16 protein-coding genes are annotated in these 16,229 nt (G+C 55.6%); 12 read left to right on the plus strand and 4 right to left on the minus strand.

The window, feature by feature from the left end; genetic code table 11:
* Positions 1-2: 2 nt before the first annotated feature.
* From nagA to ACR0AG_RS17250, 4 genes are read right to left on the minus strand one after another with little or no spacing between them, the layout of a single operon-like run.
* Entirely contained in the window at positions 3-1,139 is a 1,137-nt protein-coding gene (nagA, locus tag ACR0AG_RS17235) for an N-acetylglucosamine-6-phosphate deacetylase (RefSeq protein WP_480841155.1), read from the minus strand.
* Positions 1,136-2,164, minus strand: coding sequence for an SIS domain-containing protein (locus tag ACR0AG_RS17240; RefSeq protein WP_480841157.1), 1,029 nt, complete (start codon positions 2,162-2,164; stop codon positions 1,136-1,138). The genes nagA and ACR0AG_RS17240 overlap by 4 nt, the downstream gene beginning before the upstream one ends.
* A gap of 12 nt (positions 2,165-2,176) precedes the next feature.
* The gene (locus tag ACR0AG_RS17245) at positions 2,177-2,932 is read right to left on the minus strand and encodes a GntR family transcriptional regulator (RefSeq protein WP_480841159.1); all 756 of its coding nucleotides are present in this window, start codon (positions 2,930-2,932) and stop codon (positions 2,177-2,179) included.
* The gene (locus tag ACR0AG_RS17250; RefSeq protein ID WP_480841161.1) at positions 2,919-3,806 is read right to left on the minus strand and encodes a glucosamine kinase nucleotide-binding domain-containing protein; all 888 of its coding nucleotides are present in this window, start codon (positions 3,804-3,806) and stop codon (positions 2,919-2,921) included. Before ACR0AG_RS17250 ends, ACR0AG_RS17245 begins: the two co-directional genes overlap by 14 nt.
* A 158-nt stretch (positions 3,807-3,964) precedes the next feature.
* Here ACR0AG_RS17250 and ACR0AG_RS17255 point away from each other — a divergent pair, with 158 nt between their 5' ends.
* The 12 genes from ACR0AG_RS17255 to ACR0AG_RS17310 all read left to right on the plus strand — a co-directional run bounded on the left by ACR0AG_RS17255 (position 3,965) and on the right by ACR0AG_RS17310 (position 16,178).
* A complete protein-coding gene (locus ACR0AG_RS17255; protein WP_480841163.1) occupies positions 3,965-4,888 on the plus strand; it encodes an N-acetylmuramic acid 6-phosphate etherase in 924 nt (307 codons plus the stop codon).
* Positions 4,885-6,138 (plus strand): ABC transporter substrate-binding protein, encoded by a 1,254-nt coding sequence (locus ACR0AG_RS17260; RefSeq protein WP_480841165.1) that lies wholly within the window; start codon positions 4,885-4,887, stop codon positions 6,136-6,138. The genes ACR0AG_RS17255 and ACR0AG_RS17260 overlap by 4 nt, the downstream gene beginning before the upstream one ends.
* 66 nt (positions 6,139-6,204) lie before the next feature.
* Entirely contained in the window at positions 6,205-7,119 is a 915-nt protein-coding gene (locus tag ACR0AG_RS17265) for a carbohydrate ABC transporter permease (RefSeq protein WP_480841167.1), read from the plus strand.
* Positions 7,120-7,129: 10 nt separating this feature from the next.
* Positions 7,130-7,969 carry a carbohydrate ABC transporter permease gene (locus ACR0AG_RS17270; RefSeq protein ID WP_480841169.1) on the plus strand — a complete coding sequence of 280 codons (840 nt, stop codon included), beginning with the start codon at positions 7,130-7,132 and terminating at the stop codon, positions 7,967-7,969.
* The gene (locus tag ACR0AG_RS17275; protein WP_480841171.1) at positions 7,966-9,000 is read left to right on the plus strand and encodes a Gfo/Idh/MocA family protein; all 1,035 of its coding nucleotides are present in this window, start codon (positions 7,966-7,968) and stop codon (positions 8,998-9,000) included. The genes ACR0AG_RS17270 and ACR0AG_RS17275 overlap by 4 nt, the downstream gene beginning before the upstream one ends.
* On the plus strand, positions 8,997-9,992 hold the full coding sequence (locus ACR0AG_RS17280) for an ABC transporter ATP-binding protein (RefSeq protein WP_480841173.1): 996 nt from the start codon (positions 8,997-8,999) through the stop codon (positions 9,990-9,992). Before ACR0AG_RS17275 ends, ACR0AG_RS17280 begins: the two co-directional genes overlap by 4 nt.
* Before the next feature lie 565 nt (positions 9,993-10,557).
* Positions 10,558-11,430 (plus strand): DNA adenine methylase, encoded by an 873-nt coding sequence (locus ACR0AG_RS17285; RefSeq protein WP_480841175.1) that lies wholly within the window; start codon positions 10,558-10,560, stop codon positions 11,428-11,430.
* Positions 11,431-11,434: 4 nt separating this feature from the next.
* A complete protein-coding gene (locus ACR0AG_RS17290; RefSeq protein ID WP_480841177.1) occupies positions 11,435-12,661 on the plus strand; it encodes a metallophosphoesterase family protein in 1,227 nt (408 codons plus the stop codon).
* Positions 12,654-14,525, plus strand: a complete 1,872-nt coding sequence (locus ACR0AG_RS17295; RefSeq protein WP_480841179.1) for an ORC-CDC6 family AAA ATPase — start codon at positions 12,654-12,656, stop codon at positions 14,523-14,525. Before ACR0AG_RS17290 ends, ACR0AG_RS17295 begins: the two co-directional genes overlap by 8 nt.
* Entirely contained in the window at positions 14,515-15,456 is a 942-nt protein-coding gene (locus tag ACR0AG_RS17300; protein ID WP_480841181.1) for a hypothetical protein, read from the plus strand. The genes ACR0AG_RS17295 and ACR0AG_RS17300 overlap by 11 nt, the downstream gene beginning before the upstream one ends.
* A 283-nt stretch (positions 15,457-15,739) precedes the next feature.
* Positions 15,740-16,000 (plus strand): hypothetical protein, encoded by a 261-nt coding sequence (locus ACR0AG_RS17305; RefSeq protein ID WP_480841183.1) that lies wholly within the window; start codon positions 15,740-15,742, stop codon positions 15,998-16,000.
* The gene (locus ACR0AG_RS17310) at positions 15,993-16,178 is read left to right on the plus strand and encodes a hypothetical protein (RefSeq protein WP_480841185.1); all 186 of its coding nucleotides are present in this window, start codon (positions 15,993-15,995) and stop codon (positions 16,176-16,178) included. Before ACR0AG_RS17305 ends, ACR0AG_RS17310 begins: the two co-directional genes overlap by 8 nt.
* The last annotated feature ends 51 nt before the right edge of the window (positions 16,179-16,229 follow it).

Below are 16,229 nucleotides of genomic sequence, written 5' to 3' on the forward strand. Positions count from 1 at the left end.
GCTTAGCTCGGAATGACCGGACGCGCGGCGGACAGATCCGGCGCGATCCTTATGGACTGCGCCAACGCAGACTGCCCTGCCCGCGAAGCCTCGCCCAGAAACTGCGCAGGTACGCGGGTGGCAGCCGCCAGCGCCTGTTCAAGCGGCAGATCCAGATGCTCCACCAGCATACGAACCGCTGTCGTCAGATCCAGATCCGCACCTGCCAGAGTGCCGTCCTGCAGCGTCAACCTGCCGTCATTGCGCTGGATGGGTCGGCCTTCCAGTTGAAACTCGGTCAGGTCCGTTCCAGCCACCGCCATTGCGTCACTGACCAGAAATATCTGCCCTGGCCCCTGTTTCGCCCGCCACGCCGCCTGCATGGTTTGCGGATGCACATGGATCGTATCGGCGATCAGCCCGGCGGACATCTTGCCACAGGTCAGGGCCGCGCCGACCAGGCCAGGTTCGCGGCTGCCAAGCTGGCTCATTGCGTTGAAGAGATGCGTGGCACATCTGGCGCCAGCCTCGGCATAGGCCAGACAAGTGTCATACGGCGCATCCGTGTGACCCAGCGAGACGATGATCCCGGCCTCGGCCAAGACCTCGACCTGCTTTGGTGTCGTGCTTTCGGGCGCAACAGTAACCATCAGCGCGGGCAGTTCGGCGGCGGCGTCCAGTAGCAATTGCAGGTCCTGATCGGTCATCGGGCGGATCAACGCGCTGTCATGCGCGCCTTTTCGGCGCACCGACAGATGCGGCCCTTCAAGGTGTAGCCCTGCGATACCCTGCACGCCCTCTTGCACCGCATCGATTGCGGCGCAGACAGCCAGTGCGGTCTTTTCCGGCGTGTCGGTGATCAGCGTTGGCAAAATGGCCGTGGCCCCCAGGCTGCGATGGGCAAAGGCCATACGGCGCAGTGTTTGAATCGATGGATCATCGTTGAACATCACGCCGTCACCGCCATTGACCTGCAGGTCAACATAACCGGGGCTCAGAATGTCTCCGCCCAGATCCTCGGTCACCTCGTCTTTGGCAATCTGATCCTGGGGAACGATTTCGGTCAACGCGCCGCCCACAAATCGCGCCGCTTGCCCCTCACGCAAACGCGTGCCATCAAAAATCGGGCCACCTGAAAAGGTGATCGTTGGTGCGGTCATACCGTTTCCGTCACTTTGCGCAGATGCCGCGGACTATCGGGGTTCACACCGCGCTGCGTCGCGACCATTTCGACCATGCCGTAAAACGCAGCGATGGTTGGAACGGGGTCCGTCATCCAATGCGCGGTTCGAACATGTGGCAGCGTCGCGGCCTTTTGCACACGGTCCGTCGTGGCGAAAACCTTTGCGCCCTTGGCCGCCAGCGCGTCGCAAACCTGGGCAAGGCTGTCTTCGGCCGCGTCTCCCGAGGCGAGCGCCAGAACAGGAAAGCCCCGATCCACGATCGAGACCGGGCCGTGCAGAACCTCGGCCGCCGAATAGCTTTCGGCGTGGATCTGGCAGGTTTCCTTGAATTTCAAAGCCGCCTCATTGGCGATAGCCAGCGATGTGCCCCGCCCCAGCGTGAATAGCGACCCGCCGTCAACGGCCTCGGCCACGGCACTCCAATCGCAGGTTATCGCAGTGGCCAAGCTTTCGGGTAACGCGCGAATGGCCGCCAACAGGGCGTCGTCGCGCTTGACCTCGGCCAATAGCCACAACCCTGCCACCAGTGACGTGACAAAGGTCTTGGTTGCAGCCACGCTCAGTTCGGGGCCTGCGTGGATCGACATCGCCGAAGACGCGACATCTGCCAGTGCTGAACTTGTGTCATTGGTAATCGCCACCGAATACGCCCCGCCCTTAGTGACGGATTGCGTCAGTTGCACGATATCAGGGCTTTGTCCGGACTGAGACACCGAGATACAGGCCGCGCGGTCGCACCGCATATCGACGCCATAGATCGATTTGACCGACGGCCCGACCGATGCCATTGGCAGACCCAGCAGGATCTCGGAGGTGTACTTCAAATAGCTGCACGCATGATCCGAAGACCCCCGAGCCACCGAGATCAGGAACTGTGGATCGCAGTCGCGAATGTCGTTTGCAATTCGGGCGGTGGCAGCAGCGCCTTGGGTTAACAAACGTTCAACTGCGTCGGGTATCTCATTGATTTCCCGCCTCATTTGTGTGATCTGATCAGGCATTTTCCCAGGCTTTCAGTTTGACAGGCGCAGCTCGGCCACAAAGTCATAGGCATCGCCGCGGTAAATGGATCGGGTCAGCTCGGCCACTCGGCCACTGTCCAGGTACGAGGTCCGCTGAATGCGCAGACCGGCGGTTCCCTCGGCAACGTCCAACAGGCGTGCTTCGGTCTCTTCAAGGTTAATGGCCGAGATCTTCTGAATGGCGCGGTCCGGCCGAAACCCCGATTTCTCCAACACGGCGTAAAGCGACCCGGTGACTTCTGTCGGATGGGGCAGAATATCCAGCGGCAGTGCCGCACGCTCCAGCGCCATCGGTCGCCCGCCTGCCTGGCGCAGTCGGTGAATGCGCGCAACCTGCGCGTCCGCCGACAGGCCAAGCGCCAGCATTTCTTCCGGGGAAGGCAGGAAAATACCGCGTTCAAGCCAAATCGACGTGGTGCTGAGACCGCGGCGCTCCATATCTTCGGTGAAGGATGTGAGATGTGACAGCGATTGTTCCACCCGGGCCACCGGCTCGCGCACAAATGAACCCGAGCCCTGACGTTGTTCAATCGCACCTTTGCGAACCAGTTCCTGAATGGCTTTGCGCACGGTGACGCGGGACAAATCGGTCAATTCGGCGATTTCCCGTTCCGGCGGAAGCGAGCTGTTGGGGGTCAGAATGCCCTCGGCAATCCCCTCTTCAAGCCGTTGGCGCAGTTGTACGTAACGGGGGCCCGCGCTGTGGCCCAACCACCCCTCGGGGCGCAGGAAATCAGCGATGTTCATGCGCGATCTCCTCGTGATAGGCCCAGGCCAGCGCGATCGCACCGGCCATCGGGTCGCCCTTGGGCTGTGCCACCTCGGCCTGCATGGGTTCTGGCAGATAGGTCGCGTATTGCGGCCCGATACCACCCGTCAGGCAAATGGGAAGACCGGGTTTCCAGCCCAGTCCTGTGATGCGGTCTTCCAGATATTCTGCGCCGTGCTGCAGTATCGCAACAGCAACCGCATCCCCCTGCGCCGCAGCTTCGGTCACCAGCGGCGCAACGGCGCCGAACGTATCCGGCGACATATCAGCCGCGGCACGTACCAGTCCTGCGGCCCCCTCGAATTGCTCGGCCAGTCGCCGCGTCAGGTCTGTTTTTGCGACCATCCCATCTAGCGCATCCAGCGTTCGGGACATTGCCCAGCGCGCCACCCATTGCGCCGAGGCCTGATCGCCCAAAATCGGCCCCCAGCCACCCGCAAAACGGGGCTCTCTGTCAAACTGCGCCGCCAGGAACGAGCCGGTTCCGCAATGGCCGATAACGCCGTCGCCAGGACCCAGCGCGCCCCGCAGCGCGGCTGGGCGGTCATCCTGGATCCGCACGCGGGCAAAGGGCAACGCGGCGGCAAGATCACCGGCCAGTTTCGCGCCGGTTACTCCGGCCAATCCAAGATATGTAGGCGCATCGGACAGGTGTTTCGGATCGATTCCGGATTGCACGGCAAGCTGATCAAGGCCGCTCAGCAATTGCGTCACCGTCCCGTCGAAACTGGTCGAGACATTGGCTGCGCCGACCTCGATCTGATGGACGGTATCTTTTGTACACAGAGCCATGCGGCACCGCGTGCCACCGCCATCCGCGGCCAGTACAATGGTATCAGGCGCTTGAGTCATAAAAATACCTTTATAATACCTATTCGCAAAATAGAAGCAAAAAAAACGCCAATCTAGTGTTTTTCGGCGATGGCTTTGGCAAATCCGGCGCAATCGAACAAAATGGTAGACTAATGGTATCTAAAAGGTATGATGCATGAAGCTTAGGGGAGAATCAGGTGACCACGCCAGTTACAGAACAGCTGCATCAGGATGCATTTGGGCTGGACGCGCGACCGATTAATGAGGTCGCTCATCTGCTGGCGCGCGCGCAAGCTGCTGCAGCTGAGGCCCCGATGGAGGCGTTGGAGCCGATCACATTGGGCGCACAGGCAATGGCGCGAACGGTTCGATCCGGTGGCGTGTTACACTATCTGGCTGCGGGCTCTTCCGGCCTGATGGCCGCTGCGGACGCGCAAGAACTGGGGGGGACGTTCTCAATCCCGTCCAAGCAAGTTCGCATTCGTATGGCGGGCGGGTTGCCAACCTCGGCTGAGATGCCGGGTGAGGTCGAAGACATCGCCGATGATCTGAGCACCGAACTGAGCGAACTCACCGACAAAGATACGCTTATCGCGGTTTCGGCCAGCGGCACCACACCCTATACTGTTGCGGCCGCGGAAATTGCGCGCACCCGCGGGGCGGTGGTGATCGGGATTGCCAACAATCCGGGATCGAAATTGCTGCAGCTCTCTGATCACGCGGTCTTTCTGCCCACCCCGCCCGAGCTGATTTCGGGTTCGACCCGTTTGGGGGCAGGCACCGCACAGAAAATCGCGCTCAACATGCTGTCGACCCTCATGGCCGTTGACCTTGGCCATGTTCAGGACGGAATGATGATCAATCTGCGCGCGGACAACGACAAGCTGCGTGCCCGTGCAAATGGCATCGTCCAGCACTTGACGGGCGCCGCGCCGGATCAGGCGGAAACCGCCCTGAAACAAGCAGATGGTAACCTGAAATGCGCCGCGTTGCTGGCCGCAGGGGCCGAAACGCGCGAGGCTGCGCGCAACTTGCTGCTTGAGACCAAAGACCATCTGCGCCCTGCGCTGGATCGGCTGAGAAAACACAAACAAGACAACAATCTGGGAGAGACCAAATGAAACGCAAAACCCTGAGCCTGGCCCTGCTGAGCACCGCATTGGTTGCCACAAGTGCCTATGCACAAGACGCCACGCTGACCATCGAAAGCTGGCGCAACGACGACCTTGCCTTGTGGCAGGACAAGATCATTCCGGCATTCGAGGCGGAACATCCCGGCATCAAGGTTATCTTTTCCCCTTCGGCACCGGCCGAGTACAATGCCGTGCTGAATTCCAAGCTTGAGGCCGGATCGGCGGGCGATCTGATCACCTGCCGCCCGTTTGATGCCTCGCTGGCGCTCTATGAAGCGGGTCACCTGACCGATCTGTCTGATCTGGACGCGATGAGCAATTTCTCGGACGTGGCGAAATCTGCGTGGCAGACCGATGACGCATCGGCCAGCTTCTGCGTTCCGATGGCATCTGTGATCCACGGCTTCATCTACAACAAGGACGCCTTCAACGAGTTGGGTATTGACGTTCCCACCACCGAGGCCGAGTTCTTTGCCGCGCTGGAAAAGATCAAGGAAGACGGCACCTATATCCCGATGGCGATGGGCACCAACGACCAGTGGGAAGCCGCCACCATGGGCTATAACAACATTGGCCCGAACTACTGGAAAGGTGAAGAAGGCCGCCTGGCGCTGATCAAGGGCGACCAGAAACTGACCGATCCTCAGTGGGTTGCACCTTATGCGACACTGGCCAAGTGGGGTGCTTACCTGGGTGACGGGTACGAGGCACAGACCTATCCCGACAGCCAGAACCTGTTCACGCTGGGCCGTGCCGCGATCTACCCTGCGGGCAGCTGGGAAATCTCAGGCTTCAACACGCAGGCTGAATTCGAAATGGGCGCCTTCAAGCCGCCGGTCCAGAATGCGGGTGACACCTGCTATATATCGGACCACACCGATATCGGCATCGGTATGAACGCCGCCAGCGAAAATCAGGAAGCGGCACGCACGTTCCTGGCGTGGGTCGCCAGCCCAGAATTCGCCAGCATCTTTGGCAACGCCCTGCCCGGCTTCTTCCCGCTCTCCAGCACTCCGGTCGAGTTGGAAGATCCGCTGGCCAAGGAAATCGTTGGCTGGCGGGATGAGTGCGAAAGCACGATCCGGTCGACCTACCAGATCCTGTCGCGCGGCACGCCAAACCTGGAAAACGAAACCTGGGGCGCATCCGTTGCTGCCATCAAAGGCGCCGAGTCGCCCGAGGCGCTTGGTCAAAGCCTGCAAGACGGTCTGGCCAGCTGGTACCCACCGCACCAGTAAAGTCTGAACCACTCACACCGGACGCGGCCTTGGCGTCGCGTCCGGACTTTCCTTCGGGAGTTTCCCATGCAAACCCGTCGCATCAGATGGCACATCGCCGTATTCCTTGCGCCTGCCGTTCTGGTCTACACGGCGGTGATGATCTTCCCCCTGTTCAACACGCTGCGACTGGCGCTGTTCAGCGAAGTTGATCAAACCCGCATCTATGTCGGGTTGCAGAATTTCCAAACCCTGTTTTTCGACCCGATCTGGTCCGAGCAGTTCTGGAACGCGCTTGGCAACAATTTCTGGTTCTTCCTGATCCACATGCTAGTGCAGAACCCCATTGGTGTTGCTTTGGCCGCGCTCCTGTCGCATCCGAGGTTGCGGTTCGCAGCATTGTATCGGTCGGCGATTTTCATCCCGACCATCCTGAGCTTTGTGATCGTTGGCTTTGCCTGGAAGCTGATCCTGTCGCCGCTCTGGGGTATCGCCCCGTCGATGCTGGACGCGATCGGCCTGAAATCCCTGTTCGCGCCGTGGCTGGGCAAGGAAGAATACGCCTTGACCACGCTTGCGCTGGTCTCGGTCTGGCAATTTGTCGGCATCCCGATGATGCTGATCTATGCCGCCCTTTTGTCGATCCCCGAAGAGATCCTTGAGGCCGGAGAGATCGATGGCATCACCGGAGCGTCGGCTTTCTGGAAGATCAAACTGCCGCTGATCCTGCCCTCGATCGGAATTATCTCGATCCTGACATTTGTGGGTAATTTCAATGCGTTCGACCTGATCTACGTCTCGCAAGGTGCGCTGGCGGGGCCGGATTTCTCAACCGATATCCTCGGCACCTTCATGTACCGCACATTCTTTGGCTTCCAGCTACAACTGGGTGATCCGCATATGGGATCGGCCATCGCCGGAGCCATGTTCGCGATCATCCTCGTCGGTGTCTGTATCTACCTTTTCGGCATCCAGACCCGGATGCGCCGGTATCAGTTGTGAGGGCAAAGCGATGAACAAGGCACGCCATAACCCGCTGAACACCGCTGCCATGCACGGGGTGCTGATCCTTTACACTCTGATCGCCCTGTTCCCGGTCTTTGTGATCATCATCAACAGCTTCAAATCCCGCCGCTCGATCTTTCGCGAACCGCTCGCCCTACCGGATGCCGAAAGCTTCTCGCTGATCGGCTACCAGACGGTAATGAAGCAAGGTGATTTCTTCCTGTACTTTCAGAACTCGATGATCGTCACGGTGGTGTCGCTAACCTTCATCCTGCTGTTCGGGGCCATGGCCGCCTTTGCACTGAGCGAATACAAGTTCAAGGGCAACACGCTGATGGGCCTCTATCTGGCGCTTGGGATCATGATCCCGATCCGCATCGGCACTGTTGCGATCCTTGAGATGATGGTGGCCACCGGTCTGGTCAACACGCTCTGGGCGCTGATTCTGGTCTATACCGCGCAAGGTCTGCCGCTGGCGGTTTTCATACTGTCCGAGTTCATGCGGCAAGTGTCAGATGATCTCAAAAACGCAGGCCGCGTCGATGGATTGTCGGAATACACCATCTTCTTCCGGCTGGTCCTGCCGCTGGTTCGCCCCGCCATGGCAACGGTTGCCGTGTTCAACATGATCCCCATCTGGAATGACCTCTGGTTCCCGCTGATCCTCGCCCCGGCGGAGGAGACCAAGACCCTCACGCTGGGCAGCCAGGTCTTTATCGGCCAGTTCGTCACGGACTGGAACGCGGTTCTGTCGGCGCTATCCATGGCGATCCTGCCGGTGCTGGTGCTCTATGTCATCTTCTCGCGCCAACTGATCCGCGGCCTCACTTCAGGAGCTGTCAAATGACCAAAGTTCTGATCGCCGGCCTTGGCAATATGGGCCTCAGCCACGCGCTGGCCCACCATCACCACCCGGATGCTGAAATCGTCGGACTGGTTAACCGGTCCGGTCGTGTGGATCACCCCGATCTCACGGGCTATCCGGCCTATTCGGATTTTCACACGGCTCTGGCCGAGGCCAAGCCCGATCTGGTTGTTGTCGCAACCTATTCCGACAGCCACGCCGATTTCGCCTGTGCCGCGATGGAGGCTGGCGCGCATGTCTTTGTCGAGAAACCGCTGGCGACCACCGTGGCCGATGCAAAGCGCGTCGTTGCAAAAGCCAATGAGACCAACCGCAAACTGGTCATCGGTTATATCCTGCGCCACCACCCCTCATGGATGCGCCTGATCGCCGAGGCGCGCGATCTGGGCGGGCCATATGTGTTCCGCCTGAACCTGAACCAACAGTCGTCGGGTGCCGAGTGGGAAACGCATAAGGCACTGATGCAGACCACCTCGCCCATCGTCGATTGCGGCGTGCATTATGTCGACGTGATGTGTCAGATCACCGATTCCGACCCGGTACGCGTCCATGGTATGGGCCTGCGCCTGAGCGATGAGATCGCCGAGGACATGTATAATTACGGCCAGTTTCAGGTGATCTTCGCCGATGGCTCGGTCGGCTGGTACGAGGCCGGTTGGGGCCCGATGATATCAGAAACCGCATTCTTCGTGAAAGATATCGTATCGCCCAACGGCTCGGTCTCGATCACCGACGGCAACAAGGGTGCATCCGCCGATATCGACGGCCATACCAGGGTTGGTGGCCTTCTGGTTCACCGCCCCGACGGCGACCGGACAATCGACATGCCGGATGAGCCCGGCCATCAGGAGCTTTGCGACGCGGAACAGGCCTATATGCTGCGTGCCATCGCCGAAGATATCGACCTGACCCGCCACATGAATGACGCCGTGCAATCGCTGGCCATCTGTCTGGCCGCCGATGAAAGCATCCGCACCGGCCAACCCATTTCGCTGCAAGAGGCATCCGAATGACCGCCCTGACGCTGACAAACGTATGTAAGTCCTTCGGCACTGTCGAAGTCCTCAAGGACATCAACATCGACGTGGAAGACGGCGAATTTGTCGTCTTCGTCGGTCCATCGGGCTGCGGCAAGTCCACCCTGTTGCGGGTGATTGCGGGGCTTGAGGATGTGACCGCAGGTGAGGTGCGCATTGGCGGAGAGCTGATGAACCTCACCCCGCCCTCGAAACGCGGCATCGCGATGGTGTTCCAAAGCTACGCGCTCTACCCCCATCTGAACGTCCGCAAGAACATGTCGCTGGCGCTGAAACAGGAAGGTCAGAGCAAGCAAGTCATCGAAGACCGCGTCGCCAAGGCCAGCAAGATGCTGAATCTTGAGCCATATATCGATCGCTACCCCTCGGAGTTGTCCGGCGGTCAGCGCCAGCGCGTCGCCATAGGCCGCGCCATCGTGCGCGAACCCAAGCTGTTCCTGTTCGACGAACCGCTCTCCAATCTGGACGCCGCCCTGCGCATGAACACGCGGCTTGAGATCGCCAATCTGCATCAACAACTCGCCGCCTCGATGATCTATGTGACCCATGACCAGACCGAGGCGATGACCCTGGCCGACAAGATCGTCGTCCTGCGCGACGGACGCGTCGAACAGGTCGGCAGCCCGATGGAGCTTTACAACAACCCAACCAACCAGTTCGTCGCCGGATTCCTCGGCGCGCCTTCGATGAATTTCTTCCCCTCCAGCCTTGTGGGCGAAAGCGCCGACGTTACAACCGGCATCCGTCCCGAGGATCTGTTTCTGTCAGATGACGGCGCGCTCAGCGCAAACGTCACCCATGTTGAGCATCTGGGCGGCGACACAAACGTCATCGCGGTGGTCCAAGACCATCAAGTCACCGCACGCCTGTTCGGTCAACACGACGTCTCGCCCGGCCAAGCCGTCCAATTCGGCTATGAACCCGCCAAAACCTACAGATTCGACCCAAACGGCGCGCGTTTGAGCTGACGATAAGACTGTCACTGAGAGAGTTGGTGCGGTCGAGAAGACTCGATTCTCAGAATTTTACCACAACCATCGAAAAATAAACACTTTTTCTGAAACGTCACACAGCTTTGTATGCTTCTTTGTGTGACGTTTTTGCATGACTTTTTGGGTGGTCTAACCGTTCATATCAACTTCATCATGGGCGACCTTGGAATCCTGATGGGCTCAGCCTGATGGTTCATATAAAGTGTATATTTATCAATAGGTAAGCGTTGTTTTTGGATTGGCATGAATCGGCGCGTTACCGAATTGGAGCGTTTGGGTACCGAAAATTGTGAGCAACTTTGCGCGTTAAAAACACCTTAGCTACCAACTTGAGAAGAACAGATTCTCAGCCTCACTAACTGGTTTTGCAATATCACCTTTAAGCATCCGGGAGTATCTATAGCCGAGCGGTACGGTTACTTAGCCTGCGGAGTGGATTCTAAGCCTTGGAACCAATCTGGCAGGTTTGGCAATGGCAAGATGCGGAAGGCTGCGGGTTCCAAAAGATGCCAGCGCACGTTTTTCGAGCCGTGGAGGCCCTGTGATAGTTGACCAATCCCAGTCGAGGCTGCACACTCAGCCAGATATTCAGGGCGGGTTCAGCATCAACGATCTTTCTCCAATAAAACCGTTCCTGCGTTGGGCAGGGAGTAAACGTGCCGTGGTTGCCCGTCTGAGACAACACTCACCGGAAGGCTACAAAAGGTATCTGGAACCATTTGTAGGCTCCGGGGCGCTATACTTTCATTTGCGGCCCAATGAAGCAATTCTGTCCGATTTGAATTGGGACGTAATCAACCTGTTTGAACAGGTCCGCGATAATCCAGAGTCACTACACCAACGTTTAGTGGCAATTTCGCGTGATAAAGACACGTACCTGTCAATACGTGCTGGATTTGGCGATGAAAGTGACAGTTTAAGCCGGGCAATTTCGATGCTTTACTTGAACCGAAATTGTTTCAACGGTTTGTTTCGAACCAACAAGAGCGGAAAGTTCAATGTTCCTTATGCATCTGCACGTAGAGGAGAAAATCCCAGCTTGGAAGATATCCTCGCTTGTTCTAAGCAACTGAGATCAGCAAAGCTTGTACAAGGCGATTTTATCGATGTGCTACTTGAGAATGTCCGGGAAGGTGATTTCGTGTATCTCGATCCGCCGTACGTTCTGTCTCAAGGTCGGATATTTAACGAATATGTAAAAGGGCATTTCAGTGTACATGATACGTCTCGTCTCGCGAGTGTGTTGCGTGAAATTGACTCAAGAGGAGCAAACTTTCTGATGAGCTTTATCGACGATGAAGTCGTATCAGACATTGCCCAAGAATGGGGTGCGCAGAGTTACAGTGTGCATCGAAACATATCTGGGTTCGCAGCTAAACGGCGAAAAAGCCCAGAGTTAATAATCAAAAATTGAATAGATGAAGATCGTTGTTCTTTCCGACTTGCATGCGTTCTGCTCTGCTGCGCTAGAAGCTTCCAGCGAAAAGGCTGCTCCTTCCTTTATCGATTTTTCCTCGACCTCGAGAACTGCAAACGTTGATCCTCTGATTGGCTTTGAGGAGCTATTCAGGGGCGGTCATGTTGAAGCACCAGACCTACTGATCGTCGCGGGTGACCTTGGAGATCGGGCTGATCCACAGGCAATAGAGAGAGTATGGTCCACTTTGAGTACTTTGGCGGCTGGCGAGAAACGAACAAAGCTTGTTGGCGCGGTAGGCAATCATGATCTCGATTCTCGGCATACCAAAAACAAGTTCGACCCTCGCGGTTTTGTTCGCAGTCTGTCCCCAGCCTTTCCATTCGCAGACTCAACATATGATGACCTCAACATCCTCGAATACTGGGCAAACAACTTCTCCCTGATCGAAAGTTCGAGCTATCGACTTCTCAATGTAAACTCATGCGCGTTCCACGGCTATGGTCCAGACGCAGCGCGCGAGCTTGATCATGGTAGAGTAAGCGATATCACCCTCGAAGCTATCAAAAGAAAGGTCGAAATCTCGGTCTCGGCTGCCCCACACAAACATAACGTTTGTTTGTTTCACCACCACATTCGTCCAGTCTCGACAGACGATTTTGACGATAGCAGCCCTATGAAGGGCTCAGAGAACTTGGCCCATTTGTTGAGCGAGCACAAAATGGGAGAATGGCTGTTCCTTCATGGCCATCGGCACCGTTCTGACCTTTTTTGCGCTGGGGGCAACACTGCGCCAATTGTGTTATCATGTGCCAGTTTTGCAGCTACCCGAGTGAACGATTTGAACAACTCAAGTCCAAACCAGTTCTACGAGATCACTATATCGGATGTGCCCGAAGGAACGCGATCAAAAACCGAGGGTACTTTAAAATCTTGGAATTGGGTGCCCGGTATGGGTTGGCTTTCGGAACAGAGTATACCGGGAGGCCTGCCAGTATCTACTGGTTTCGGATTCCGAGGGCATATACCCACACTCGCGACCGAGATCGCGTTACGTGTCAAGGAAAGTGGCAAGCTGTCTTGGGCTGAATTGGAAAGTAGCAGGCCTGAGACCAAGTTTCTGATGCCGACGGATCAGAAAGCACTTTCAGAATCGCTCGATGAGAATGGCATTGTCGTTACTAAATTGGGTGAAACAATCTTGGAGCTTGCGGTGCGAAATGATTGAGAGCTCTTTTTTTGATACGTTCAATGCAAAGCACAAGACTGATGAAGAAATTGCCACAAGCTTTGTGCCACCAACCAACATTTTAAGAGATATTGTTTCGAGAGATCATACCGTACTCTCTGGCCCACGTGGTTCTGGAAAGACAACACTCTTGAAGATGCTAACGCACTCGGCATTGAATCATTGGGGGGGCGACCAAGCAGAGGAGTTCAAGGACAAAGTAGATTTCGTATCTGTCTTTGTTGCCGCAGATAGAAGTTGGCACGGTCAACTCAAAAGAATTACTCAGACTGTCCCAGATGCAGAATCCGCGAAGCTTCTCGGCATGAGTGCTTTCACCACGCACATTTTCAAAGCGACGATGAACACCTTTGTTGGTTGGAACGCCCTCGGTGATACGGTTGACGAAAGAACACGCTCTCTCCTGCCACAAATCAGTGCTTCCGGTGAACAGGAAATTTGCAAGCACCTTGCCGATACATGGATGCTCTCGCCACGAGCGTATACTTTCCTTGAGATGGAGCGTGACCTGTCCCGTCGACTGGCAGAGATTGGCGTCTTGCGAAACCAGTTGAGGTTCGGTTCTGACATTATCCGAGAGCGTGAAAACAAGTTTCTCTTTGTTGACTACCGAGAGGGAATTAAGAGCGCCACAGACATTCATAACCAAGTCTCAAAGCTAAGCGATCGTAGGTGGAGTTACATCTTTGACGAGATGGAGGTCGCGCCGACGTTTGTTCAGGAATCTCTCTTTGCTGACTTGAGAGGCGAAGTTAGTAAATTAAAGATCAACTATAAGCTGGCTCTCGCCCCATTTAATAAGAATTTTCGCTCTGTCTTAGACGGACTGGGTGCAGCGCCAAATCACGACTACAAACATGTTGATTTAACCTTTGCCCGCAAGGAGGGCGGGTACGAGTTTTCGAAGCGACTATGCGAATGGATGTTAGCAGAAGCTGGTTTGTCAGTCCCGGTGGAGAAGTTGTTGGGAGGGTCATATTTCTCGTTCGAGGATGAAGACTCGGACGAAATCGAAAACTCCGATAGCAAGTACAATGACGATCGCCAATTGGGACAAGTCTTCAAGCGGTTGAGCGAGAAAGACGCCAGCTTTCGGGAGTACCTAGCACGTAGAGGAATAGATTTGACGGCGGTAGATCAACTCGACGAGGCTACCCGCGCGAAGACACTTCGAAAGGTCCGCAACGTAACGATCATCAGAGAGTATTTTTCTCAAAGCTCCAAGTCGGACATTCGGCCTGAGAAGCTAAACTCTCGGTCGCGCAAAACTTACGCTTTGTACACCGGCAACCCTTCAATGCTCGCCCTTACCGAGGGTAATCCGCGCAGCGTCATCAATTTGTTTTCTCCTATCATCGCTGAGTACGTGCGAAAGGATGGAAAATCTACCGTATCAAGCCGGGTTCAAGCTGATGAGGTTAGACGTTCAATCCGCATAATGCGTTCTCTATTGAAGACCGTTCCTCATGGAGACAGACGGTACCATGGAAAAGGAATTTTGTCATTCTTGGACGATATTGGTAACGCGCTATATGCGGGCGTGATGGCAGGCAAGTTCTCGGACAACCCTCCACTATCATTTAGAGTTGGCAAAGGCGTGAGTTCCAGCCATTTGGCTGCAATTGGAAAGGCTCTGAACATTGGCGCTTTGGTCTACGTGCCAGATGGAGACTCCGAAGACGTAATCTCGAGTGTGGTCGGCAAGAGGTTCAGATTGAATTACATGCTTGCAGTCTACTATAAGTTGCCCTTGGCTTTGGATAGGGCAGTATCTCTGGAAAACCTGCTTGGGCGAAAGCTTAGCGGTGCTCAGGCACAAATGGATCTGCGGAATGAAGATTGATGTTATCAACCACCTTCCATCAGACGAAGAGGAATTCGATCTTCTTATATTTGCTGTGGGCTACGAGGCCAGAGCGCGCCACGTTGCGCAGACCTATGCATCTCGAAGCAAAACCATCATGGGATATCGGTTTCCCGAAGGCCAAATTCTAAGCTTCAACAAAAATTTGGAGTTCCTGCAACGCACAAACGGCCTTCTACTGGACGCGTCAGACACTGTTGAAGCTGTCCTGCGAAAGCAAGGTGCTACTGATTTTCATAATCGTAGAATTTGCCTAGATGTCTCCTCTTTGAATCGTGGCGCTATGTCAGCGCTCTTAGGAGAGTTGCTAGAGTCAGATTTTTTTTCCGGATGCACTTTGAGTATTTTGTACGCAGTTGCAGATTTTACTGTTCCCTCACGTGAGGAAGTCGATTTCTTGGATTTTGGACCGCTTGCTGGTTTCGAGGGCTGGACAGCTAACCCCGAAAAGCCAACCACTCTGATACTTGGGCTGGGATATGAAGCGGACCACGCAATTGGGGCTCTTGAGTACCTTGATCCAAGTGCTGCTTTTGCGTTCTTCCCGGATGGACATGACGCAAAATTTGCCAAGGAAGTTCACCAAGCTAATCAAACCTTCTTTGATGTTCTTGGAATGGACCGGGTGGTGCAGTACCCGGTTTTATCTCCCTACCAAACTTTTTGGCAGATGCGGTCGTTGATACTGTCGCTTCGCGGGGTCTCTAGGGTTGTTCTGGTGCCGATGGGACCCAAGATTTTCTGTAGCCTTTGCATGATTTGCCAAAAGGTTCTCGGAGAGGAGGTCTCAGTCTGGCGCGCGAGTGGTCATACCTTGGCGAATGCAAAGGAAGCTACCGCCGCAGGGCCAATTTGTGGATATACTGTCCAACGAGTTTCGGAGACGGTTGGCCCAGAGTTGGTCGCTTGAGCCACCGCCAAAATCGATCTGGCTAAATTGGTTTCATCGTGGCTTAGAGAGCTAACTCACTGACGCTAGAGACTGATCATCGAACAACCGGAACCGTCTGCTTTTGGTATATCGCAGGTAGCGTGAATTTATATATTCGTAGTTGCTCACTATGAGTGGGTGACCCGTTCCAAGTTGAAAAAACTGCATTTTGTGGTAAATTTTTCCACATAGGTCAGCTTAGTAATTGACCTGTCCACGGCGGGGTCGTGGGCCTTTTCCCAATCCTGAAAGGAGCAGCAACGTGCCGCAAGGCATTGAGACTTATTGCGTGTCAACAAACGATATTCGGGCCGCGACGGCGGACAAATGGGGCCTCTATCGCGTCCGCGCTGTAGTGCGCGGCCTGCCATCTATCGACGGCCCAAAGACCAGCGGACGTAGCCACAAGCTTTTTCGTCCTACCGATCTCCTCCCACGACTTCGAGCCAAGCCACAATGGACCGAAGCGTTTGAGGCTAACCTTCTCGACATCATTCAAGCCAAGGAATTTCAAAATGAATGAACAAGCAGACCCGCTCGCACGTGGGCAAGAAATCATCGACACTATGAGCCGCACACAGCGCGAGAAATTCGACGCAGTGATTAGCGACCTGAAAGTCGAATGGGCCATCGCCTACGGCGACCTGCAACCGATTATCGTTGTGAAACGGCATGCAAAATTGACCCCTGTATTGGGGTAATCGGCGTCCAAAAGTGACCCCCCTGATATTTCTGTTCAGAAGCTTCCTCAA

The organism is Ruegeria sp. H6 (assembly GCF_056532975.1).

Excerpts from the sequence above, each read along its gene's own strand:
- ACR0AG_RS17250 (WP_480841161.1), bottom strand. The coding sequence starts at position 3,806 with ATGACTCAAGCGCCTGATACCATTGTACTGGCCGCGGATGGCGGTGGC.
- ACR0AG_RS17265 (WP_480841167.1), top strand. The coding sequence starts at position 6,205 with ATGCAAACCCGTCGCATCAGATGGCACATCGCCGTATTCCTTGCGCCT.
- ACR0AG_RS17245 (WP_480841159.1), bottom strand. The coding sequence starts at position 2,932 with ATGAACATCGCTGATTTCCTGCGCCCCGAGGGGTGGTTGGGCCACAGC.
- ACR0AG_RS17300 (WP_480841181.1), top strand. The coding sequence starts at position 14,515 with ATGAAGATTGATGTTATCAACCACCTTCCATCAGACGAAGAGGAATTC.
- ACR0AG_RS17275 (WP_480841171.1), top strand. The coding sequence starts at position 7,966 with ATGACCAAAGTTCTGATCGCCGGCCTTGGCAATATGGGCCTCAGCCAC.
- ACR0AG_RS17240 (WP_480841157.1), bottom strand. The coding sequence starts at position 2,164 with ATGCCTGATCAGATCACACAAATGAGGCGGGAAATCAATGAGATACCC.
- ACR0AG_RS17260 (WP_480841165.1), top strand. The coding sequence starts at position 4,885 with ATGAAACGCAAAACCCTGAGCCTGGCCCTGCTGAGCACCGCATTGGTT.
- ACR0AG_RS17290 (WP_480841177.1), top strand. The coding sequence starts at position 11,435 with ATGAAGATCGTTGTTCTTTCCGACTTGCATGCGTTCTGCTCTGCTGCG.
- ACR0AG_RS17280 (WP_480841173.1), top strand. The coding sequence starts at position 8,997 with ATGACCGCCCTGACGCTGACAAACGTATGTAAGTCCTTCGGCACTGTC.
- ACR0AG_RS17295 (WP_480841179.1), top strand. The coding sequence starts at position 12,654 with ATGATTGAGAGCTCTTTTTTTGATACGTTCAATGCAAAGCACAAGACT.
- nagA (WP_480841155.1), bottom strand. The coding sequence starts at position 1,139 with ATGACCGCACCAACGATCACCTTTTCAGGTGGCCCGATTTTTGATGGC.
- ACR0AG_RS17310 (WP_480841185.1), top strand. The coding sequence starts at position 15,993 with ATGAATGAACAAGCAGACCCGCTCGCACGTGGGCAAGAAATCATCGAC.
- ACR0AG_RS17270 (WP_480841169.1), top strand. The coding sequence starts at position 7,130 with ATGAACAAGGCACGCCATAACCCGCTGAACACCGCTGCCATGCACGGG.